The 22,250-nt window shown below is 60.1% G+C and carries 18 protein-coding genes and 2 pseudogenes; 7 read left to right on the top strand and 13 right to left on the bottom strand.

Going from position 1 to position 22,250, the window contains the following annotated elements:
- Nucleotides 1–3: 3 nt before the first annotated feature.
- Nucleotides 4–627 carry a thiamine phosphate synthase gene (gene thiE, locus GTQ41_RS24065; RefSeq protein WP_041065048.1) on the bottom strand — a complete coding sequence of 208 codons (624 nt, stop codon included), beginning with the start codon at nt 625–627 and terminating at the stop codon, nt 4–6.
- Between the two features lie 18 nt (nt 628–645).
- Nucleotides 646–1,443 (bottom strand): hydroxymethylpyrimidine/phosphomethylpyrimidine kinase, encoded by a 798-nt coding sequence (locus GTQ41_RS24060; RefSeq protein ID WP_047296788.1) that lies wholly within the window; start codon nt 1,441–1,443, stop codon nt 646–648.
- Between the two features lie 473 nt (nt 1,444–1,916).
- Here GTQ41_RS24060 and GTQ41_RS24055 point away from each other — a divergent pair, with 473 nt between their 5' ends.
- From GTQ41_RS24055 to GTQ41_RS24040, 4 genes are all read left to right on the top strand, one after another.
- A complete protein-coding gene (locus GTQ41_RS24055) occupies nt 1,917–4,271 on the top strand; it encodes a hybrid sensor histidine kinase/response regulator (RefSeq protein ID WP_047296785.1) in 2,355 nt (784 codons plus the stop codon).
- A 97-nt stretch (nt 4,272–4,368) separates the two neighbouring features.
- On the top strand, nt 4,369–6,018 hold the full coding sequence (locus GTQ41_RS24050) for an acyl-CoA dehydrogenase family protein (RefSeq protein ID WP_047296783.1): 1,650 nt from the start codon (nt 4,369–4,371) through the stop codon (nt 6,016–6,018).
- A 192-nt stretch (nt 6,019–6,210) separates the two neighbouring features.
- A complete protein-coding gene (amn, locus tag GTQ41_RS24045) occupies nt 6,211–7,710 on the top strand; it encodes an AMP nucleosidase (protein ID WP_196302448.1) in 1,500 nt (499 codons plus the stop codon).
- 72 nt (nt 7,711–7,782) lie between these two features.
- Nucleotides 7,783–8,418, top strand: a complete 636-nt coding sequence (locus GTQ41_RS24040; RefSeq protein ID WP_047296781.1) for a pseudouridine synthase — start codon at nt 7,783–7,785, stop codon at nt 8,416–8,418.
- Here GTQ41_RS24040 and GTQ41_RS24035 read toward each other — a convergent pair.
- Both GTQ41_RS24035 and GTQ41_RS24030 read right to left on the bottom strand, forming a co-directional pair.
- A complete protein-coding gene (locus GTQ41_RS24035; RefSeq protein ID WP_003228500.1) occupies nt 8,413–8,622 on the bottom strand; it encodes a DUF2788 domain-containing protein in 210 nt (69 codons plus the stop codon). The two genes, GTQ41_RS24040 and GTQ41_RS24035, sit on opposite strands and share 6 nt — an antisense overlap.
- Nucleotides 8,623–8,845: 223 nt before the next feature.
- Nucleotides 8,846–9,325 carry an Lrp/AsnC family transcriptional regulator gene (locus GTQ41_RS24030; RefSeq protein ID WP_007909658.1) on the bottom strand — a complete coding sequence of 160 codons (480 nt, stop codon included), beginning with the start codon at nt 9,323–9,325 and terminating at the stop codon, nt 8,846–8,848.
- A 454-nt stretch (nt 9,326–9,779) separates the two neighbouring features.
- On the opposite strand from GTQ41_RS24030, the gene GTQ41_RS24025 reads away from it, so the two are divergent.
- A complete protein-coding gene (locus tag GTQ41_RS24025; RefSeq protein ID WP_047296778.1) occupies nt 9,780–10,814 on the top strand; it encodes a DUF6515 family protein in 1,035 nt (344 codons plus the stop codon).
- Here the strand turns inward: GTQ41_RS24025 and GTQ41_RS24020 are convergent.
- Together GTQ41_RS24020 and GTQ41_RS24015 are read right to left on the bottom strand one after the other, a co-directional pair.
- Nucleotides 10,808–11,716 carry a cation diffusion facilitator family transporter gene (locus GTQ41_RS24020; RefSeq protein ID WP_047296776.1) on the bottom strand — a complete coding sequence of 303 codons (909 nt, stop codon included), beginning with the start codon at nt 11,714–11,716 and terminating at the stop codon, nt 10,808–10,810. The two genes, GTQ41_RS24025 and GTQ41_RS24020, sit on opposite strands and share 7 nt — an antisense overlap.
- Nucleotides 11,717–11,738: 22 nt before the next feature.
- Nucleotides 11,739–12,158 carry a hypothetical protein gene (locus tag GTQ41_RS24015; protein ID WP_025108718.1) on the bottom strand — a complete coding sequence of 140 codons (420 nt, stop codon included), beginning with the start codon at nt 12,156–12,158 and terminating at the stop codon, nt 11,739–11,741.
- Nucleotides 12,159–12,267: 109 nt separating this feature from the next.
- Here GTQ41_RS24015 and GTQ41_RS24010 point away from each other — a divergent pair.
- Nucleotides 12,268–12,651 (top strand): annotated as a pseudogene (locus tag GTQ41_RS24010) (DEAD/DEAH box helicase); the annotation flags it as partial.
- A 143-nt stretch (nt 12,652–12,794) separates the two neighbouring features.
- On the opposite strand, the gene GTQ41_RS28715 reads toward GTQ41_RS24010, so the two are convergent.
- The 3 genes from GTQ41_RS28715 to GTQ41_RS24000 all read right to left on the bottom strand — a co-directional run bounded on the left by GTQ41_RS28715 (nt 12,795) and on the right by GTQ41_RS24000 (nt 17,269).
- Nucleotides 12,795–13,067, bottom strand: a complete 273-nt coding sequence (locus tag GTQ41_RS28715; protein ID WP_312911415.1) for a BPSL0761 family protein — start codon at nt 13,065–13,067, stop codon at nt 12,795–12,797.
- 282 nt (nt 13,068–13,349) lie between these two features.
- The gene (locus GTQ41_RS24005) at nt 13,350–15,131 is read right to left on the bottom strand and encodes a UvrD-helicase domain-containing protein (RefSeq protein ID WP_023113869.1); all 1,782 of its coding nucleotides are present in this window, start codon (nt 15,129–15,131) and stop codon (nt 13,350–13,352) included.
- On the bottom strand, nt 15,131–17,269 hold the full coding sequence (locus GTQ41_RS24000; RefSeq protein ID WP_059392769.1) for an AAA family ATPase: 2,139 nt from the start codon (nt 17,267–17,269) through the stop codon (nt 15,131–15,133). Before GTQ41_RS24000 ends, GTQ41_RS24005 begins: the two co-directional genes overlap by 1 nt.
- 175 nt (nt 17,270–17,444) lie before the next feature.
- On the opposite strand from GTQ41_RS24000, the pseudogene GTQ41_RS23995 reads away from it, so the two are divergent.
- A pseudogene (locus GTQ41_RS23995) lies at nt 17,445–17,713 on the top strand (transposase); the annotation flags it as partial.
- Nucleotides 17,714–17,818: 105 nt separating this feature from the next.
- Here the strand turns inward: GTQ41_RS23995 and istB are convergent.
- From istB to GTQ41_RS23975, 4 genes are all read right to left on the bottom strand, one after another.
- The gene (istB, locus tag GTQ41_RS23990) at nt 17,819–18,574 is read right to left on the bottom strand and encodes an IS21-like element ISPpu7 family helper ATPase IstB (protein WP_019437637.1); all 756 of its coding nucleotides are present in this window, start codon (nt 18,572–18,574) and stop codon (nt 17,819–17,821) included.
- A gap of 17 nt (nt 18,575–18,591) precedes the next feature.
- Entirely contained in the window at nt 18,592–20,106 is a 1,515-nt protein-coding gene (gene istA, locus GTQ41_RS23985) for an IS21 family transposase (RefSeq protein WP_146537839.1), read from the bottom strand.
- 381 nt (nt 20,107–20,487) lie between these two features.
- On the bottom strand, nt 20,488–21,456 hold the full coding sequence (locus GTQ41_RS23980; protein WP_003464971.1) for a magnesium and cobalt transport protein CorA: 969 nt from the start codon (nt 21,454–21,456) through the stop codon (nt 20,488–20,490).
- Entirely contained in the window at nt 21,453–22,157 is a 705-nt protein-coding gene (locus tag GTQ41_RS23975; protein ID WP_003464969.1) for a glutathione S-transferase N-terminal domain-containing protein, read from the bottom strand. Before GTQ41_RS23975 ends, GTQ41_RS23980 begins: the two co-directional genes overlap by 4 nt.
- Nucleotides 22,158–22,250 lie beyond the last annotated feature (93 nt).

Raw genomic sequence — 22,250 nt, 5'->3', positions numbered from 1 at the left:
AAATCAGATTTTCAGAAGTTCGTTGAAGGCGCGGGCGCGGCGGGTCACTTCGGCGGTGCTCTGGGCACCGAACAAGCCGTGGACCACCGCCAGCAGGTCGACACCGTGGGCCACCAGCGGGGCGGCGTTGTCGAGGGTGATGCCGCCAATCGCACAGACCGGCAGATGCAGCTTGCGCTTGGCCTCGTCGAGCAGATCGAGGCTGCAGCTTGGCGCGCCGGGTTTGGTGCTGGAATTGAAGAAGCGACCGAAGGCGACATAACTCGCGCCTTCCTTGGCGGCCTGTTCAGCCAGTTCGAGCTGCGCATGGCAGGTCGACCCGATGATGGCTTTGGAGCCGAGCAAGGCGCGGGTCGGCGACAGCGGGCCGTCGGTCTGTCCCAGGTGCACGCCGACGTTCAGGCGCGCGGCCAGTTCGGCGTCATCGTTGATGATCAACTGCGTCTTGTAGCGTTCGCACAGGTCACGCAGGGCTTCGGCCTCGCGCAGACGGCGGGCCTCGTCGCTGCTTTTGTCGCGGTATTGCAGCAGGGTGACGCCGCCTTCCAGCGCCGCCTCCACGTACGACAGAAACTTGCCCGCCAGCAATTGGCTGTCGGTGATGGCGTACAGGCCACGTAGTTTCATCAGGCAGACCTCACGACGTTACGAGCAAAAATCCAGCGGCAGACGACGCGGCACGAACTGGCCTTTGCCCAATTGTTCGGCATCGCGCAGGGTGCGCCAGGTGTAATCCAGTGCCGTGCGTACGGCACTGGCGAGATGTTCGCCCTGGGCCAGACGACCGGCGATAGCGCTGGCCAGGGTACAACCGGAACCGTGATAGCTGCCTGGCAGACGCTGGCAATAGAAGGTGTCACGCAGGCCGTCACGGCCGTACAGGCGATTGTGGATTTCAGTTTCGTCGCCATGGCCGCCGGTGATCAGCAGGTTTTTGACGAACGGCAGGAGTTTTTCCGCGCACTCATCCGCAGTGCCTTCGGGCAGTTCGGCGAGAATCCGCGCTTCGGGAAGGTTGGGGGTGGCAATGATCGACAGCGGCAGCAGACGCTCGCGCATCGCATAGCCGACCTCGTCCTTGCCCAGACGTCCGCCGCCGCCGGCACGCAGCACCGGGTCGCAAACCACCGGCAGATGCGGGTTCGCAGAAAGCAGTTCGACCACGGTGTCGACCATTTCCAGCGAACCGAGCATGCCCAGTTTGACCGCAGCGACTTCGGAGTCGTTGAGCACGGCATTGGCCTGGGCCAGTACCCACTCACGGTCGAGGACGCGGAAGTCAGTGACGTTGACGGTGTCTTGCACGGTCAGGGCGGTGACGGCCGGAGCCGCATGGCAACCCTGCGCGAGCAGGGCTTCGATATCTGCCTGCAAGCCGGCGCCACCACTGGGGTCGTGGCCGGAGAGACAGAGGACAACGGGGCGGGAGCTGTAGATATTCATGGTGCGCGAGCTTACCACCAAACCTGATTTTGGGGTTCAGTCCTGACGGTGTTTGGCTAGAGATTGTCTGACACATTGCGGCCATTAGTCGGGTAGCAATGGTGGCGAGGGGACTTATCCCCGATGCGCTGCGAAGCAGTCGCAAATCCATTTTACGAATCGTGTCTGAAAGAATCTGGTTGCATGGTTTGGGGCCGCTTCGCGACCCATCGGGGATAAATCCCCTCGCCACAGAGGTATGCACAACATGCGCCGTTGTAGCGAGTTGACCAACTCAACAGCTCTAGTCCGCAGCTTTGCTCTGAAACGCCCGTTCTAGAGCCTTTGCAGGAAAAATTTCGATGGTGCTCAATGGCCATCAACGGCTATGCTAGTCTGGATCCAAACCAATAACAGGTAATACCGGTTTTACGTCTACTCAAAGGGAATGGGGGGCTTCCTGACACAACCGGACGAGCCACGCTGGGGCTTCAATGCGCTATTTGCTGATGTTGCTGTTCTGCTTGCCCCTTCTCGCAAGCGCCGTCGAGTTCGACGAAAATACCCAGAGCCTCCCGCTGGGCCGCTCCTTGCAGGTGTTCGAAGACCCGAGCGGTCAGGCGAACATCGCCGACGTTCGCGCTCAAGCGGCGGCGGGCAATTTCAAACCCCACGACAAAGCCACGCTCAATGCCGGTTACTCGCGCTCGGCGTTCTGGCTGAAGATCGACCTGCATTACCGTCCGAACAATCCGGCCGCGCAGCGCACCTGGCTGCTGGAGCTGGCGTATCCGCCGCTCGATCACCTCGACCTTTATATGGCCGATGCCAATGGCGACTACCGGTTGATCCGGCAAACCGGCGACGCTTTGCCGTTCGCCAGCCGCGAGATCCGGCAGAACAATTACCTGTTCGACCTGACCTTCGCCCCTGACCAGCAAAAAACCGTGTACCTGCGTCTGGCCAGTGAAGGCTCGATCCAGGCCCCAGTAACGTTATGGTCGAGCACGGCTTACCTCGAAGACCAGCCAGTGCGCCTGTATGTGCTGGGGATTATTTATGGTGTGCTGCTGGGGATGCTGGTCTACAACCTGTTCATCTACCTGAGCGTGCGCGACACCAGCTACCTTTATTACATCTTCTACATCGCCTCGTTCGGCCTCTATCAACTGTCGGTGAATGGCGCGGCGGTCGAGTATTTCTGGCCGGACAATCCGTGGTGGGCCAACGCCGCCACGCCGTTTTTCATCGGTTGCGCCGGGCTGTTCGGCAGCCAGTTCGCCCGCAGTTTCCTGCAGACCAGAACCCACAGCCGCTGGCTCGACTATCTGCTGATCGCTTTGATTGCGTTCGGTGCACTGGTGGTCGGGCTGTCGCTGATGACCAGCTATGCGCTGTCGTTGCGCCTGGCGACCCTGTTGGCGCTGGTGTTCACCGTGGTGATTTTCGCTGCCGGGATCCTCGCCTGGTGGCGCGGCTTGCGGGTGGCGCGTTATTTCATCATTGCCTGGTCGGCGTTCCTGCTCGGTGGCATCGTCAATACCTTGATGGTGCTCGGCTTGCTGCCGAACGTGTTCCTGACCATGTACGCCAGTCAGATCGGCTCGGCGATCGAAGTCGCGCTGCTGTCGCTGGCGCTGGCCGACCGCATCAACGCGATGCGCGAGCAACAGGCGCAGACCCTGTTCGATGCCGGGCAGAAACTCGAAGTGCTCAACCAGCAACTGGCGCACAGCAACAAGCTCAAGGATGAATTCCTCGCGACCCTCACTCACGAATTGCGCACGCCGATGAACGGCGTGATCGGTTCGCTGGAACTGATGCAGACCGTCGAGCTGGAGCCTGAACTGGAGCAATACCAGCAAACCGCCGCCGGCTCTGCGCGGGACATGATGCGCATGGTCAACGGCATCCTCACCCTCACCGAATTGCAGGCCGGCAAGCTGAAAGCGACGCCGGGCAGCTTCAGCCTGCGCGCGGTGGTCGAGGCCCTGCGCGTGCAGTTCGACGGCAACGCGGCGAGCAAGTCGCTGGACTTCAAGGTCGAGGTGCTGCCGACCCTGCCGGATCGCTTGCACGGCGACAGTGCAAAACTGGCGCAGTGCCTGGAGTGCCTGCTGGACAATGCGATCAAGTTCACCCGGGTCGGTGGTCTGGCGCTGCGGGTGACCGGCAAGCCGACGGCGGACAACCGCTTGGCGTTGTCGTTTGCGGTGATCGACACCGGCATCGGTTTCACCGATCTGGGCGAGGCGACGCTGTATCAGCGCTTCTTCCAGCTCGACGGTTCGATGACCCGCGAATACGGCGGCCTGGGCGTGGGGCTGGCGATCTGTCGGCAACTGGTGGAGTTGCTCGGCGGCAAGCTCACCCATCGTTCCGAACCCGGGCGTGGCAGCCGTTTTCAGCTGGACGTCGAATTCGAACTGCCGGCGGTCGAAGCGGTGCCGAACCCGGCTCCGCTGCAGGAGCGGATCCGTGCGCCGCAGGACTGCACGGTATTGCTGGTCGACGACAACAGCGTCAATCAACTGGTGATGCGCGGCATGCTGCTCAAGCTCGGTTTCCGCGTGCGCACGGCGGACAACGGCGCGGCGGCACTCGATTGCCTGCAACGGGAAAACTTCGATGCGGTGCTGATCGATTGCCAGTTGCCCTCCCACGAAGGGGCGTCGCTGTGCTGCCAGATTCATGCGTTGCCCGGCTGCGCCAGTCTGCCGGTGTTCATGCTGGCGCAGGGCACGGATCGCGAGCATTGCGCGCCGGGTACGCGCATCGATTACCTGAACAAACCGGTGAAATTCGAAGACCTGCAAGCGGCGCTGGAGCGTCGGGTGCTCAGCGCGTAACAGGGTGAAAGCGCCGACAGTTCGGCGCATATGACACTTTGATCAGCCACGGGCCGGTGCTTAACTGAATCCCTTGGCTGACCAAAGGAGCCCCGTCATGAACCTGCATCAGTTCGCCGAAACCCACGAAGTCACCAACCAGCCACCGTCGCTGGACGGTGCCAACCTGTACCGCATCGACCTGCCATTGCAGGAGTGGTCGCGCCGCTTTGGCGCCGGTTGGGCCGAGTCGCGGATCGATGCCTACGGTGCGCTGGCCGGCGGACCGCTGATGACAGCCGGGTTCCTCGCCAATCAGAACAAACCGGTATTCGTCAGCCATGACCGGTACGGCCATCGCATTGATCTGGTGGAATTTCATCCGGCCTATCATGAGCTGATGCGCACCGCGATCGAACATGGCCTGACCTTGTCACCCTGGACTCATCCGCAGGACGGCGCGCATGTTGCCCGCGCCTCGATGACCTATCTGCACAGCCAGGCCGAGGCCGGTAGCGGCTGCCCGTTGACCATGACGTTCGCCAGCGTCCCGGCCCTGCGTTTGCAGCCGGATCTGGCCGGGCAGTGGCTGCCGAAAATCCTCGCTACCGAGTACGACCCGCGCAACGTCGGTATGGCGCACAAGGCCGGCGTGACCATCGGCATGGCGATGACCGAGAAACAGGGCGGCACCGATGTGCGGGCCAATACCACCAAGGCCTATCCGGTGGGCGCCAGTGGTCCGGGCCAGGCCTATGAACTGGTCGGGCACAAGTGGTTCTGCTCGGCGCCGATGTGCGATGCGTTTCTGACCCTGGCGCAAACCGACAAGGGACTGACCTGCTTCCTGCTGCCGCGCCATCGTCCGGACGACACGCGCAACCAGTTCTACATCCAGCGCCTGAAAAACAAACTCGGCAACCAGTCCAACGCCTCCAGTGAAGTGGAGTTTCGCGGCGCGCTGGCATGGATGGTCGGCGAGGAGGGGCGCGGCGTACCAACCATCATCGAGATGGTGGCGATGACCCGTTTCGATTGCATGGTCGGCTCCAGCTCGCTGATGCGTCAGGCGCTGACTCAGGCCAGCCATCACTGCGCGCACCGTTCGGTCGGCGGCAAACTGCTCAGCGAGCAACCGTTGATGCAGAACGTGTTGGCCGATCTGGCGCTGGAAAGCGAGGCCGCACTGGCGCTGAGCCTGCGCATGGGCAAGGCGCTGGATCATCTGGATGACCGCCACGAAGCGCAATTTGCCCGGCTGGTGACGGCGGTGGGCAAATACTGGATCTGCAAACGCGCCCCCGGAATGATCAACGAGGCCGCCGAGTGCATGGGCGGCGCCGGGTATGTCGAGGAGAGCATTTTGCCGCGGCTGTATCGCGAAGCACCGGTCAACTCGACGTGGGAAGGCTCGGGCAACGTGCAGTGCCTCGACGTGCTGCGTGCACTGTCGAAAGAGCCAGGTGTGCTCGATGTGCTGTTCAGCGAGTTGGGCAACGGCCATGGCGACAAGCGTCTGGCCGCGCATATCCAGCAGTTGCAGGCGCAGTTCAAGGACACCAGCGATATTCAATACCGCGCGCGGCAACTGACTGAAGATATAGCGCTGGGGTTGCAAGCCAAGTTGTTGCTGGAGGCGGGGAATGCGGCGGTCAGTGATGCGTTTATTGCCAGCCGTCTGAACGGTGGCGGCCGGGTCTACGGTGCATTGCCGCGGGGGCTTGATGTCGAAGCCATCGTCGCCCGCTCAACCCCGCAGGGTTTCTGACCCCGGTCCCTCGAACACTGCAAAACCCTGTGGGAGCTGGCTTGCCAGCGATGGCGACCTGTCAGTCAACATTGATATCGAATGTGCCGGCCTCATCGCTGGCAAGCCAGCTCCCACTGGGATTCGCTTTGTTTGAAAGATTTGGGTACAGCCACAACGCCACTGTTCCCGTGAGACCACGATGCAGGCAAGATGAAGCTCTGCAAGTCAGAACACAGGAAGCTGATCGTGACCGAAGCGTTTATTGTCGTTCAAACCGCCGAGCAAGCCGTGGATCGTCTGGCCGAGCTGCATGAGCGGGCCACCACTGCGCTGAACTCGGCGCTCAAGCGTTACCTCAAGGATCGCGTCGAGCCTGACGCCGAACAGCGTGCTCTGTTTCGTTATCCCGAACTGCGTCTGACCTACCTGTGTCAGGGCGAAGTCCCGCAGACCACCCGCGCCTACGCCAAGGTGCAACTGCCGGGCACTTACAGCGTCACCGTCACCCACCCCAAGGCGTTCCGCAAATACCTGCTGGAACAACTGGTGCCGTTGATGCACGACTTCACCGTGACCGTGGAAGTCGGCGTCAGTCAGCAGAACATTCCGTACCCGTACGTGGTCGAGCAGGGCGATGAGCTGGCCGGCTCCGGCGTCACCGCTGCGGTGCTGGCGCGGGTGTTTCCGAGTACCGACCTGTCCGCCGCCACCGATGGCATCGCCGACGGCCTCTATGACTGGGAAAACACCGATCCGCTGCCACTGGCGCTGTTTGACGCCGCGCGCGTCGACTTCTCGCTGCGTCGCCTGGTGCACTACACCGGCAGTGACTGGCGCCATGTGCAGCCGTGGATTCTGCTGACCAACTACCATCGCTACGTCGACCAGTTCATCGTCCATGGCCTGGAGCAACTGCGCAAAGACCCGCGTTTCGTGCGTATGGTCCTGCCGGGCAATGTGATCATCGAGAAGGGCATGGATCACGGCGAAGCCTCGGCGATTGCCGCTGGCGTGGTCTGGCACCGCTACCAGATGCCGGCCTATCACCTGATCGCCAACGACGGCCATGGCGTGACCCTGGTCAACATCGGCGTCGGCCCGTCCAACGCCAAGAACATCACCGACCACCTGGCGGTGCTGCGTCCGCATTGCTGGCTGATGATCGGCCACTGCGGCGGCCTGCGTCAGTCGCAGACCATCGGCGACTACGTGCTGGCACACGCCTACATGCGTCGCGACGGGATTCTCGATCGCGTGGTGCCACCGAACATTCCGATTCCGGCGCTGGCCGAAGTGCAACTGGCGCTGCAACAAGCCGCGGCCAATATCACCGGCGAGAAGGGCGAGGAACTGAAAAAGCGTCTGCGCACCGGCACCGTGCTGACCTACGATGACCGTAACTGGGAACTGCGCTGGGCGCAGGAACGTCCGTTGATCAACCTGTCCCGCGCCGTGGCAGTGGACATGGAAAGCGGCACCATCGCCGCCCAGGGCTATCGCCTGCGGGTGCCTTACGGCACGTTGCTGTGCGTCTCGGACAAACCGCTGCACAGTGAAATCAAGCTGCCGGGTTCGGCCAACGCGTTCTACGAGCGCGCGGTCAGCCAGCACTTGAAGATCGGCATCGCGGCGGTGGATCTGCTGCGCACCGAACTCAACTCGCTGCACTCGCGCAAACTGCGCAGCTTCGACGAGCCGCCGTTCCGTTAACGGTTAGTCGTGGTCATTTAGCGGTCGGGGCACTAGCATTAGCAGCCCTGACCGTCAGATGTTCTTTTCGCCATGTCCCGTCCCCCGCGTCCTCCTTCCCGCCGCCCTGGCGCGAAGCCTTCCCCCTCAGCGCCACGTCGTGTCGCCAAGGCGCCGCCGGCCGAGCCGAAGCTGATCCTGTTCAACAAACCGTTCGATGTGCTGACGCAGTTCAGTGACGAAGGCGGGCGGGCGACGCTCAAGGATTTCATCGATGTGCCGGGCATTTATCCGGCCGGACGTCTGGATCGCGACAGTGAAGGTTTGTTGCTGCTGACCAATGACGGTCAGTTGCAGGCGCGGATCGCCGACCCGAAACACAAGTTGCCGAAGACGTACTGGGTGCAGGTCGAAGGCGAGCCGACGGCTGAACAACTGCAGCGCCTGCGCGACGGTGTCGAGCTGAACGACGGTATGACTATGCCCGCCGAGGCACGGCAACTGGATGAGCCTGAACTGTGGCCACGCAATCCGCCGGTACGCTTTCGCAAAAGCGTGCCGACCCGTTGGCTGGAGTTGGTGATTCGTGAAGGACGCAACCGTCAGGTACGGCGGATGACTGCCGCGGTGGGGCTGCCGACGTTGCGGCTGGTGCGGGTGCGGATTGGCGACTGGACGCTTGAAGGGCTCGATCAGGGCCAGTGGAAGGAAGTGCCGGCGCGGTTATAGAGCGCCGGATTCGATCAGGCCGATCACCACACTCTTGATGATGAACGCGGCCACGCCCAGACCCAGCACGAAGAACAGAATGAACGAGCCGAAGCGCCCGGCCTTGGACTTCTTCGCCAGATCCCAGACGATGAAACCCATGAAAATGATCAGGATGCTGACCAGGCCAGTCATCATCCACTCTTCGAATACTGCAGGATCCATCGGGCATCTCCGGCGCGCACAGGGCTGAAAGGGCTGGGCGATTATACGCCTGGGGTGGCTGGGGACGCATTGATCTGCGTCGGTGTGCCGCACCTCTACCACGCGGCCCCCCTGTAGGAGCTGCCGAAGGCTGCGATCTTTTGATCTTGATCTTGAAAAGCAAAATCAAAAGATCGTCCGATCGCGGCCCGAGCCTTCGGCAGCTCCTACAGGGGAGTGCGGGTTAGCTGCGCAGATGAGTCAGCGGCAGTTCGGTGCTGTTGAGCACCTGATTCAGCACAAAGCTCGAACGCACGCTGGTCACCCCTTCAATCCGGGTCAGGTGTCCCAGCAGCAGCTTCTGATAGTGATCCATGTCCGGCACCACCACTTTCAACTGATAGTCGGCATCCACGCCCGTCACCAGGCTGCATTCCAGCACTTGCGGCAAGGTGCGGATCGCTGCTTCGAAGTTCTCGAAACGTTCCGGGGTGTGCCGGTCCATGCCGATCAGCACGTAGGCGGTCAGGCTCAGGCCGAGCATCTTGCGATCGAGCAGGGCGACCTGGCGCGAAATATAGCCGTCATCCTCCAGTTGTTTGACCCGGCGCGAGCAGGGCGAGGGCGACAGACCGATGCGCTCGGCCAGTTCCTGGTTGGAGATGCGGGCGTCGCGCTGCAATTCCGCCAAAATACTCAGGTCGTAACGGTCGAGTTTGCTCATGAATCAGTCCTTGGTTGTAACTATTGCGGCGGATTATCTATCCAGGGTTAAAAATTGCGCAAGCGGTGTTTATTTGAGCAATCTTCGCAATCATCTGTCGCGCGTTGCGGCCTATTCTTATCACCAGAATCACTGCTCGGTAACACAGTCCACTGCGGCCCGCCCAATCAGGCCCGCCGCGGCCGCCACCCCCACCGGGGATGTGCCGGCCCCCGAGCTGCACACTGTCCAGAAGACGGCGTGAGGTGAGCCGACGTCAAAAGCGTCGAGCCAGGACGAAGTTCTCTAAAGGGAGGCCGACGGGTCTCCCTTTTTCTTGTCTGCGATTTTTGTGCCTCGATGCACAGCCTTCCTCAATAAATAAGTTTCGTGACTGATAACCTGTCGCAGAACCCGGTGTGCGTATTCCCGGTCTTAGCTACAAGCCCTCTTAATACCCGCAGTGAGGAAAAGCATGAAGTCGCGCATCTGGCGTCTGGCCGGTGTTGGTTTGCTGTGTGTGAGCGTCGGTGCCCAAGCACTGGCCGACGAGCCACAGAATCGTGGCCCCGAAAATAACGGGCACGGCGGTGAGCATCAGGGCAATCAGGGGCATGGCGGTGAGCGTCAGCCCCATGGGCAAAACAATCCGCCGCCGCAAAATCCGCCGCGGCCGCAGAACAGCGACATCATTCGCGGCGACAACAGCCGTCAATTCGAGCACAACGGCCAGCCGCACAATAACGGCCAATGGCAGAACCAGAACCGCGCACCCAATCAGCCTGCACCGGTTCATCAGGCGCCACCGGCGAACAACCTGCCGATCCAGCCACGTCCCGACACCGTGCGCCAGACTCAGGAGCCGCGTCAGGGCTACTACCGCGACGAGCGTCCGCAGAATGGCTACCACAACCAGCAATGGCAAACCGGCAACCGGCCCAATGACAATCGCTGGCCGGGTCGCCCGGACGGGCATGGCAACGGTTGGGGCCCTGGCCCGCAATATCGCCCGGGGCATGTGATCGACCGCTTCCCGGATCGTGAATATCGCGTGCCGTATCGCGGTCAGGATTACTTCTATTCCGGCGGCTACTGGTATCGCCCGCAAGGCCCGCGCTACATCGTCGTGCAGCCGCCACGCGGGATTCGTATTCAGTACCTGCCGGACTACGCCCGTGAAGTGTGGATCGGCGGTGCGCTGCTGTTCCTCGCTGCCGGTTCCTACTATGCGTATCAGGAAGCCACCCAGGATTACGTCGTGGTCGAGCCACCGGTGCAGCAACCGCCGCAGCCGCAATCCCAGGGTTATGACGTCGAGGCGTATCCCGCTAACGGTCAGTCGCCGGAACAGGTGCAGCAGGACGGTTACCAGTGCTACCAGTACGCGGTGCAGCAAAGCGGTTTCGATCCACGTACCGCGACATACCAACCGGCGCCCGAAGTGGTGCAGGCCTACCGCCAGGCTCAGGGCAATTGCCTGAGCAGTCGCGGTTATCAGGTGTCTTACTGAAGTCGGGTCTGCGCCCGTTCAGTTTTGACCACTTCCTGCGGGTCGGCGTGCACCAGCACCTCGGCTCGCGGGTAGGCGGCGTGAATCGCATCCGCCGCCTGATCGCTGATGCCGTGGGCCACTGACAACGTCAGCTCTCCCGGCAACTCCAGATGCAATTGCACGAACCAGTGGTTACCCGAAATCCGCGTGCGCAAATCATGCGCGCCCAACACGCCGGGTACGCCGCAGGCCAGTTCGAGCATGTGCTGGCTGACATCGGTCGGCAGCTCCTCATCCATCAGCACCGAAAAACTTTCCCGGGCGATCTGGATCGCACTCCACAAAATGTACCCGGCAATCCCCAGACCGAACCACGCATCGAGCTGATGAAAGCCCATGCCGGCGAGAACCAGTGCGATCAGAATGCTGCCGTTGAGCAGCATGTCCGAGCGGTAGTGCAGCGAGTCGGCGCGCACGGCGTTGGAGCCGGTCTGTTTGATCACCCGGTGTTGCAGCGTCAGCAACGCCGCAGTCAGCAACAGCGAGAAAACGATCACACCGATGCTCAGCCACGGAGCGCCCAGCGGCTCCGGTTGCTTGATGCGCTCATACGCCTGAAACGCAATCAGCACCGCACTGCCACCGATGAACAGCGCCTGCGCCATGCCCGCCAGCGATTCAGCCTTGCCGTGGCCGTAACGGTGATCGTCATCGGCCGGGCGCAGTGCGTAATGCACCGCCAGCAGATTGAGCAGCGAAGTGACGCCATCCAGCGCCGAGTCGGTGAGGCCGGCGAGCATGCTCACCGAACCGCTCAGCCACCAGGCGATGGCTTTGGCGATGATCAGCGTGCAGGCCACCGCTACCGAGGCGCGGGTTGCCAGCCGCAGCAGGCGGGCGTGTTCGGGGCTGGTGGTCATGAGTGCAGAAATTCCTTATGGATCAGGCGGCGGGTTGCAGGCCGAACATCGCCAGTTGCTGGGTGCTGCCCTTGTGCTGGATCAGGCGTGGATCGTCCAGCGGCAGGTTGCGGCCCAGTTCAGTTTCGAGAATAGCCTGCAACTTGAGGTTATCGACCTGGCCGTCCGGGCCGATCGCTTGTTTGAGTTTCGCCGGATCGACCTGCGCCGTATGGCCCGGTTCGAAATAGATCGCGCCCGTGGTGAAGTCGACCGCGAAAGCGATCAGCCCGGGAATGACGTAGAACAGCAGGCCGACGGCGTCGAGTACGGCAATCGCCGGGTCGATCTTGCCGTCGATCTGACCGCGACGATCCGGATAGAAAATCGAACCGCAGGCCGTGAGTTGAGTGAGCAGGGTGGCGACCAGTACACCGCCGATCAGGCGAGAAGGTAAGCGCATGGAAAATCTCCTGAGTCATTTGAAAACGAAGCGTCGTCATTTGAAATTAAGACCCTGACAAACGCCCGGCAGTTCGCCGTTATACTCGCGGCTCTGTTTGGGAGCCAGCATGATTTCTTTGCCGATCGATGAAGTTTTACCCGCCCTGCGTGACGCGTTGGCGACACGCCACGAAGCCGTGCTCGAAGCACCGCCCGGCGCCGGTAAAACAACCCGCGTGCCTTTGGCCTTGCTCAATGAGGTCTGGCTGGCCGGGCAGACCATTCTGATGCTCGAACCACGCCGTCTCGCCGCGCGTGCAGCCGCAGAACGTCTGGCCAGCGAACTGGGTGAGAAGGTGGGCGAAACCGTCGGCTATCGCATCCGTCTCGACAGCAAGGTCGGCCCCGACACCCGCATCGAAGTGGTCACCGAAGGCATTCTCACCCGGCGTCTGCAGGATGATCCGGCGCTGGAAGGTGTCGGTCTGCTGATCTTCGACGAATTTCACGAATTACTAAATGCACGAAAAATCTTAATTCTTGTCAAAAAAAGAGAGCTTCATCACATTTGATGGACTGGTGATCGCCGCTTGCCCTCACAAGCTCACCATGGTCAACGTAAAGCAATGTACTAGTGCCCCCCATTTGGTCTGACTCAGCTAGTTCCGTTATCAGAAAACATCGGATCATTTAACAGCCAGCTGACTAACACCGGATGTAGAGGTCCATGCTTGTCGGCCAATAGGGAAAGCTCTTGCTTGGATCGCTCTTCCACTCGGCCAGCCAACCAGACGGCTTCTGCTGTCGGGTAATGCCGAAGTAGATTATTTGCTTGGTACCGTACGTTTTCAGGAAGGCTCGTGTCCCTAGCCAGCTCCTGTAGGAAGTCCCGTGTTTGAACAACGCTACGGGTGCGCTCATGGGCCATCGTCATGGTATTGCTCCTGAAATGTCCGCGGGGAGAGGCGGCTTCTCGTCAACATGGTATGAAGCCTTATCTGCCTGGATAATTGCACCGACTTGCCCACCCATTTGCACTCGACCTGACCAGTCATTTGCATCGAATCTGATCGGAACGCTTCATGTGCCCTGACTGGCAGGGAGCGACCCGCAGCGGTCAGTTGCATCAGGCAAAAGATGGCCAGAAGCGGATGTAGGTCTCTCACGGTAACGCAGTCGACCCCCTTAGAGGCCAAGTCGACTAGTGATCCTAGTTCGAGTCGTAGATGAAGTGGCAAGCCGCGAGTGACTCGGTCGGGGAATAGACCCCATACCGTCCTCGCGGTCGTCCCGTCTCTGAGATCAAGTGAAGATGTTTGCGAGCACGTGAGCTCAATACATAGAGGAGCTTGCTCGCGGCAACGTGCCCATTCGCTTCATTGAAGTGCGGCACCATGCCTTCCAACAGGCCAAAGGCGATGACAACGTCGAACTCGGCCCCCTTGACCCCATGGATGGTGGAAACCGTTATGCCGGTCCGCTCACGGAACACTTTCTTGAAGAATGACACTTGATTGATGTAGCTCGCCCCAGCGCTCTGCAACCTCTCAATTCTCGCTGCCGAGCTTCTGAAGAAAGCCTCCCGGAGTGACGGGAGTGGAAGAAAGCTTTCTTGGGGGATGTTGAGACGCTCGAATAGGTCGGTGAAGGCCTGGTTCAGGTAACGGAGTCCATCCGATTCATCGATTTCGAGTGCGTTGCACTCCCGCAACAGCATGCGTGGCGTCAGTCGTGTGGTGTCGACGCCGAAATCGTCGAGGTCTTTGATCACGTCATTTGCCCAGCGCATTCGTCGAGCGAGCAGATTCGGAGAGGACTCTGTCAGCAAGATCTTGGAGACCTTGAACCAGAAGTTATCAGGGTCGTTGCTAAAAGGAACTAGGCCCGGACCATCGAATTGCTGGTCAGGTAGCATCGTCACCAGCTTGCGAGTTGTCGAGGCCAGCAGAATCCACCATGGTCCTAGGACGCAGATATTTTCGGGTGAATTGCCGGCGGCGAGACTCAACTGAATCAATCTGACCAGCTCGTCATGCACATCGCTATGTGCTACTTCCTGGTTGTAGGTCACCAGGCTGGGAAACGCGGCATGTTTGCCCGCGCTTTTGATACTTGTCGCATGCACGTTGAAATTCGAGAAGTAGCTAATGATTCGCTCGCTGGATCGATAGTTACGGCTGAGTGCCATTTCCTTAATCGGAATCCCAGCCTGGGCGCGAAAATCTGCCACTGGCATCGCGTACCCACCAAGTGAGCCGTAGATAGCTTGGTTCGGGTCGCCAACGATGAACGCCTTAGTCTGCCCACGGCCTGCGCGAAGTATGGACGTCACAAGGCTGTACTGGATCTTTTTGGTGTCCTGATACTCATCCACGAGAACATGGGAAAACACTCGAGAGAGCAGAACTGCGATGTGCACCTGATCTCGCATCAGGGTATGGGCATGCCACAGAATCTGCTCGAAGTCGATCTGTCGACTCGCTGTAAGTTCTTTAAAGTACTCCGCTAGCACCTTGTGTATTGCGTCGTGCTTTCGAGTGTCAGGACAGCCAAGGTGATACCCCGCTTCGGTAACGTAGTAATCGCAATCCCAGTGGGTGACACCTCGATATGGCTCGCAAAGTCTTCCCAGCAGGAGTTCGCGATCATGTGTGTCGATGACGCGGTAGCCGTGGGCGAGCGCGGGGCTGTAAATGCCGTAGGGCTTGATGATCCACTCCAGGCAGAAAGCATGGATCGTGCCGATCCATAGCCCGGAGGTGTCGATCCCTAGGTCCTCGATACGCTCTTGGATCTCATCGGCAGCGCGATGAGTGTAGGTAATGGCTACAACGATCCGCTTGTCAGTGCGTCGAGACAGCTCGTAGGCAATTTTGTAGGTCAGGGTTCGCGTCTTGCCGCTGCCAGGGCATGCAATCAGGAAAACACTCGAGGGCTCTACGACGGCCGCTGATTGCTCACTATTAAGATCTTGGGGATCCCAGGTGAACATCACGTCATCTCCGCTAGAAAGTCATTGATGGCGTCCCCCGGTATCATGAGTAAGGCTGCTGTTTTGAGGGCCTGCAGGTTGATCTCGTTTCGCTGAAAGCGCTCTACCTCAAGCAGGAAATCCTTCTTCTGGGTAGCGAACGAAGGCCAGGAACTGAACAGGCATTCGGCGCGATGCTGGAGGATTCTGCCAATCAGGGAGTGGGAGAAGGGGCCGTGTGCAAAATGAATAGCTTGCAAGATGTAGGCAGGGATCTGAATCTGAGTGGTGAGATACTCGGCAAGCAATATGGCGAACCATCCCTTGCCCTCTTGCTTGGCCATCGTCAGCGTTCGGCTTCCCATTTGCCCTAACTCTCCGGATTGGAGCTCCGCCTTGGCTTGCTTGATCGTTGCATCGTCCGTGTAGACTTTCGGGACAGTCTGAACAACTGCCTCATGGTTGCCGGCAGAGACAAAGTCGACCTCGAAGGTATGTTTGGCGTAGAAGGCCGCAAGCCAAGGGTTGCCGGTAATGAACCCATCCAGATCAGCTTTTCGCTCCAAGCCTGACTTCTGCGAACCGGCCGCTTTGGCTTTTTTCGCTACCGTAGGAGGGGCATCGGTGGGTAGTGGTGTGATGTCGAAAAAGGCCTGATCGAGGTCGGTGACGATAGCGCACCGCTTTCGGATGCGCAGGTCGTGGAACAGGACTGCAACATTTTTGAAGCCCGTACTGCGGATGTTAATGACGCTAATGCCCAGTTCATCAACGCTTAATCCCAGCACCTGCTTGACGAGTATCGGTATCAGGATTTCTTCCACATCACCTTCGACGAGAATCACACTCTTGGCGAAGAGTAGATTGCTACGTACCGCATCAAGATAACGCTGGATGCTGGTGACCTGGACGGGCTCAAGGCCTGCAGCTGGCTGGTAGGCCTCACAGAAGGAGCCGTGACGTCCCAGAATGTTGACGTTACTGACATTGCTCACTTCGGAGATGTGAGTGGAATGGGTGGTGTAAATGATCTGCGCATCGCTATATGCGATACGGTCGAACAGGGTTTTTTGGATGTGGGTATGGATGTGCGCTTCCGGCTCCTCGATTAGTAGGAAGTTGGCCATGGCCAGTTTTTCGCGCTGGTACTTGAACTCCAGAAGCTTGAGCGTCAGGTAGATGAGGTTGGCCCCTCCCAGGCTCAATTCATGAATGGCACCCTCGTACCCTTCTTCTGATTCGCCCACGAAAAGCCGTAGAGACTGGAAAAGCTTATCGGCATCCTCGGGCAAATCAGATTTGATCGAAAGTGACGCCGGCGAGTAGGTTTCGCCCGCAGCGTCCTTGATGGTCTCGCGAATATGGTTGCGAACCGACTGCACATCATCCAGATCCTCGATAGATGTATTGAGTTCGCGAACCAACTCAGTAATCGGTTGCATCGTGGCGGGGTTGATCTCCCCACTTTTGCTCTTGAGCAGGGTAAGCAAAGGGTTGGTACGGTTGTTATGAAACTCGGCAACAACGTCACGCAGTGCTTGAATGAAAGTCAGCGATACCTCTTTGGTAACGGAGAGGAATCCGGGCACCTTCGATCCGATGTCCGGGAATTCCGTCTCCGAGTTGAAGCAACACAGATCGAAGTCGCCAACGAAGGCCTTGTACACATCGGGATCGCTAAAGTCAGCCCAGCTCCGCCCCGTGAAAATCGTTTCGTAGTCGTCGATCGTAATCGTGTCGCGGATCTCTGCGAGCTGGTCAGCGTCAAAAAGATCAAGGTCAGCCAGCTTCAACCGGATTTCTTTCTTGGGCCGGAAAATCAGGTTATAAGTCGCCTTGCGAAGTGGCGTATCTTCCAGCGTGGCAGTGCCGTGTAGGAACAGTGCCTGCACTGATTCGTCGGTGCTGATCTCCTCGAATTCCATGCTGATGATGATCCAATGGCCCTGCCATTGACCGAGTGAGCGGCTGAAATCCGATTCATCCAAGCGGTAAGCCGCGCGCACCATTGTGTCGTCTAGAAGAAGGCGGATCGCTCGCAGTATGTTCGACTTACCTGAGCCATTCTCGCCGATGATGGTGTTCACGCCCTTGTGAAACTGAAGGGTCGTATTCTTAAAGTTTCGGTAGTTGACCAGCGTCAATTTAGAAATATGCATGCTTTTCTGGCCTGCCGCTCCCTGAGCAGCCTTAGTTGTTTGACACAATCGTAGTGCAGTCGATCTATTACTACGACTGGTCAATGACCGCTTCTGGCCGATTCTGTTGAAAAAATGGCTGTCGCCCCGTGTCGTCGTCAAAATCACGCCGTCAGCAAGCATGGGGGTAGGCAGCATGACGGGGCAGTTACCGGTAGGACAGCAGCGGCTGTTCTACTCGTTCAATCTGGAAGAGCACGTCCCGCCCCAACACCTCTTGCGCAGCATTGACCAGCGCCTGGATCTCAACGACCTGCGCGCCCACCTGGCCGATTTCTAAAGCCCCATCGGACGCCCGTCAGATTGACCTGGAATTGGTGGTGCGCATGCTGGTGGGTGGTTACTGCTACGGCCCGTTCCGAGCGGCGGTTGTGCGAGGAGGTGCATCTGAACCTGGCCTATCGCTGCGGATTCCACGCCATTCGGACACTCAGCCCACGCTGATCCGGACACCTGTTCCACGCTCATTCGGACAGGCAGTCGGAGCGCAGCGACGCAGGGGTGGCATTGTTAGTCCGGGTTGGCTGGCGTCGTCAATTTCTGCGTCCGTTTGCGCATTGATTCACCCTTCAGATTGATCCGATAAGCGTTGTGCACCAGGCGGTCGAGGATGGCATCGGCCAGGGTCGGATCGCCGATCAGTTCGTGCCAGTTGTCCACCGGCATCTGGCTGGTGACGATGGTCGAGCGCTGGCCGTAACGGTCGTCCAGTAGCTCCAGCATGTCGCGCCGTTGCTCGCCGGTGAACGGGGCCAGGCCCCAGTCGTCGAGGATCAGCAGGTCGGTCTTGGCGTAGCTGCTCATCAGCTTGGCGAAGCGGCCGTCGCCATGGGCCAGACCCAGTTCTTCCAGCAAACGTGGCAGGCGCAGGTAGCGCACGCTGTAGCCCTCCCGGCAGGCCTGGTGGGCCAGGGCGCAGGCCAGCCAGGTTTTACCGACACCGGTGGGGCCGCCGATGATCAGGTTGAGGCCGTCGCGCAGCCACTGACCACTGCTCAGTTGCAAGATCAGCGCCTTATCCAGTCCGCGCGGGCTGCGGTAGTCGATGTCTTCGAGGCAGGCGTTGTGCTTGAGCCGGGCCTGGCGCAGGCGGCTGCTCAGGCGCTTGTCATCGCGTTCGGTCAGCTCGCGGTCGACCAGCAGGCCGAGGCGTTCTTCGAAGCTCAGGCTGTCGATGTCCGGGGTTTTCAGTTGTTCATTCAGCGCCTTGAGCATGCCGTGCAGGCGCAGGGTTTGCAGCTTGTCCAGGGTCGGATGGGGCAGCATGGTGGGATTCCTTGGGGTCAGTGGTAGTAGGCGGATCCGCGCAGGTTGGCGTGGTCGTCCGGCAGCAGCGGCAGGTTGGTTTGAGCTAGCGGCAGGTTTTCCAGCCCCTGGCGCAGGATCGATTCGAGGCTCTTGTAGCTGCACGTGCCGAGGCTGATGGCGCGACGGCAGGCCAACTCCAGACGCGCCTCACCGTGGGTTTTACCCAGGCGCAGGATGCCCAGGCAGGCCCGGTAGCCCTGCTGCGGATGGATGCGCCGTTCGAGGATGTGCCGGATCACGCCGGCGGTGTTCGGCCCGGTCTGCTCGGCCCAGCGGATCAGCCGTTGCGGCGTCCACTCGGCATGCTCGCGATGGCTCTTGGGCATGTGCTCGGCCTGCGTGCTGTGCCTGCCCTTGTGCATTGAGCGCAGGTGGCTGGCCACTCGCTGGTTGGCGTGGAAAAACTCGACGGTGCGCGCCGTCAGGCGCACCTCCAGCTGCTTCTTCACCAGTTGATACGGCACCGAGTAGTAATGCCCATCGACCTCGACGTGGTAGTCGATGTGCACCCGCGCCTTCTTCCACTCGGCGTAGACGTAGGGTTGCTCCGGCAGGGGGCGCAGCGCCGGACGATCCAGGCTGTCGAAGGCCGACTGCCGGGAGCCCGGCAGCTTCTTGAACGGGCGTTGGTTGAGCCGCTCCAGCAGCCCGGCGATGGCCGTGTTGAGTTCATCCAGGGAGAAGAACTGCCGATTCCTCAGTGCGGCGAGGATCCAACGCTCGACCACCTGCACGCCGACTTCGGCCTTGGCCTTGTCGCGCGGTTTGCGTGCCCGCGCCGGCACCACCGCCACGCCATAGTGCTCGGCCAGATCGCGGTAGCTGGGGTTGATGTCCGGCTCGTAGCGGTGACTCTTGCTCACCGCGCTGCGCAGGTTGTCCGGCACCACGATCTCCGGCACGCCGCCGAGGAAGGCGAAGCAGCGGGCATGGGAGCCTAGCCAGTCCGGCAGCTGCTGCGACCAGGTGGCTTCGGCGAAGGTGTAGCTGGACGCGCCGAGCACCGCGACGAACACCTGCGCCTGGCGGATCTCGCCGCTGTGGCGATCGATAACCGGCACCGTCTGGCCGGCATAGTCGACGAACAGCTTCTCGCCGACGCGGTGCTCCTGACGCATCACCACGTCCAACTTGCCCTGCCAGGCTCGGTAGTGCTCACAGAACCAGCTGTACTGAAAGCCCTGAGGCTGGCTCAGGCGGTACTCCTGCCAGAGCAGCGCCAGGGTCACCCCGGGGCGGCGCAGTTCGGCATGCACCCATGCCCAATCGGGTAAAGGCCGCTTCTCACTGGCAACCGCCGGGGCCGGCGGGAACAGTTGCTGCTCCAACTCGGCATCGGACAACGAACAGGGCCAACTGAGACCGCTGGCGGCAAAACGATTGAGGTAGTCGCCGACGGTGACACGACCGACCTGCACGCTGACCGCAATCTGGCGAGCCGATAGTCCGACCTCGAACTTGAGACGTAGTACTTCGCGAATCTTACGCATGGATAAACGCTCCACGACGACCTCTCTGCTTCGAAAAAGAGGTCGATGGTAGTGAAGAAATCCTGCGTTACTGCCTGCCCGGTTGAGTGGCCGGATGGCCGTGGAATCAGTGGCCGGATGCGCGTGGAATGGGTGGCCGGATCACCGTGGAATCGGTGGTCAGATGCTCATGGAATGGGTGGCCAGATGACCGTGGAATCCGCAGTCCTTGACGCGCTATTCGCGGTCTTAGCCCTTGGCGATGAAGGACTGAACTGCTTGTAGAGCGTCGGTCAGCTGCTATGTCATGGACGCACCTTCATCTTGAGTTGGATTGGACAAGCTTCCGTATAAGGCCCGCTGTAACCGTCAGATGACGGCGAAGAAAACGATGGGCAGTATTCACAGCCACTTAGCCTTCTTGAAGCGCACAAATAGGAAAACGCACGATATCGCTATCACTCCGAGCACGACAAAGTATCCGTAGGCCGTGTCCAGCTCCGGCATGTGCTTAAAGTTCATGCCGTATATTCCAGCGATCGCCGTCGGGACTGCCAGTATTGCCGCCCAAGCCGCCAGCTGGCGGGTGATCACCCCCGTCCTTTGCGCTTCAAGAAGGCTGCTGGCCTCAAAGACCGTGGACAGGACAAGCAGGAGGCCGTCGACCATGGACTGCACGCGGTGGACATGGTCCGCGACGTCGTGGAAATATGGTGTCATTTCGGCGCTGATGCAGGGAAAGTGGCCGCGAACGAGCTTTCGCACCAGCTCGGCCATAGCCCCGAGCGTGCGCTGGAACCGCGTGAGTTCGGACCTTAGTTCGAAGATTCGCGCCACCTCTTCTGGCCCGAGGAAATCGTGCAGCGACCGTCGCTCCATCGCCAGGACGTCGTCCTCGATCATTTCGAAGATGGGCAGATACTGGTCGACCACGCGATGCAAGATCGCGTGCAGCACATAGTCGACACCCTTGCCGAACTGCGTCGGCGATGCCTCGAGTTGCTCCCGAAGTTTGCCCAGCGCTCCGGCATTGCCGTGCCGCACGGTGATAAGGTGATTGTGACCGGTGAAGATCGCCATCTTGCCGTAGCTGATCCGGTCGCCGACCAGCTCGGCGGTCTGCGCGACGACGTACAACTCATCGTTGTAGACCTCGAGCTTGGGCGGGCACAGCGGGTGCATCGCGTTGTCGATCGCCAACGGATGAAGATTATATGTCCTTTGGATCGCGAGTAGTTCCTCGGGGGTGGGTTCGCTAAGCGCGATCCAGCAGAAGCCCGAGCGACTCTCGCCCAACTTGACGTGCTCATCGAGCGCGATTTCGCGAACTCGCTTGCCTTCGTTGTAATAATAGGCGGCGATGATGCTCATGCTGGCCTCGCGGGAATGTGGAGGCCACGCTGGACGGCCGGTCGAGCCAGCCCGCGTCCAAGCCATGCGCGGACGTTCGAAAAGCTGCTGAGGCCAAGGATGTCACCCGCAGCGTAGAATTCCACCAGCGCATTCACCCAGCCGAGCGTCGCGATGTCCGCGATCGAATAGTCGTCGACGATCCAGTCGCGGCCTTCCAGCCGGCGATCCAGAATCCCCAGCAGACGCGTGGATTCGTCGATAAAGCGCTGTTGCGGCCGCTTGTCCTCATAGTCCTTGCCGCCAAATCGCAGGAAGAAGCCGAGCTGACCGAACATCGGCCCGATGGCCGACATCTGAAAGAACACCCACGCTAGGGTCTCGTAACGCTGGCCTGGTTCGGTGGAGATGAACTGACCCGTCTTGTCGGCCAGATAGAGGAGGATCGCACCGGATTCCCATAAGGCGATGGGTCTACCGTCAGGGCCAGCCGGATCGATGATCGCCGGTATGCGTCCGTTCGGGTTCAGCGACACGAACGCCGGATCCTTCGACTCGTTGTTCGAGATGTCGATCAGGTGGGGCTCGTACGCCAGGCCAGTCTCCTCAAGCATGATCGAGACCTTGACGCCATTGGGCGTAGGGGCTGCGTAGAGTTGCAGGCGATCGGGATGAGATGCCGGCCAGCGCTGCGTGATCGGAAAGGACGAGAGGTCTGGCATAAATCTGCGATCCTGGTGTTGCGATGGCGACTGACTGGAACGAGCCGTCACTCTGAAGTAGGGTTCGATGACCGCGTCGCTGAACGACGCGGT

Source organism: Pseudomonas sp. AN-B15, assembly GCF_019056475.1.
In the GTDB taxonomy this organism is placed as follows: domain Bacteria; phylum Pseudomonadota; class Gammaproteobacteria; order Pseudomonadales; family Pseudomonadaceae; genus Aquipseudomonas; species Aquipseudomonas parakoreensis.
The sequence above is the reverse complement of the archived record's forward strand: the minus strand, read 5'-3'. Positions and strand labels throughout refer to the sequence as shown.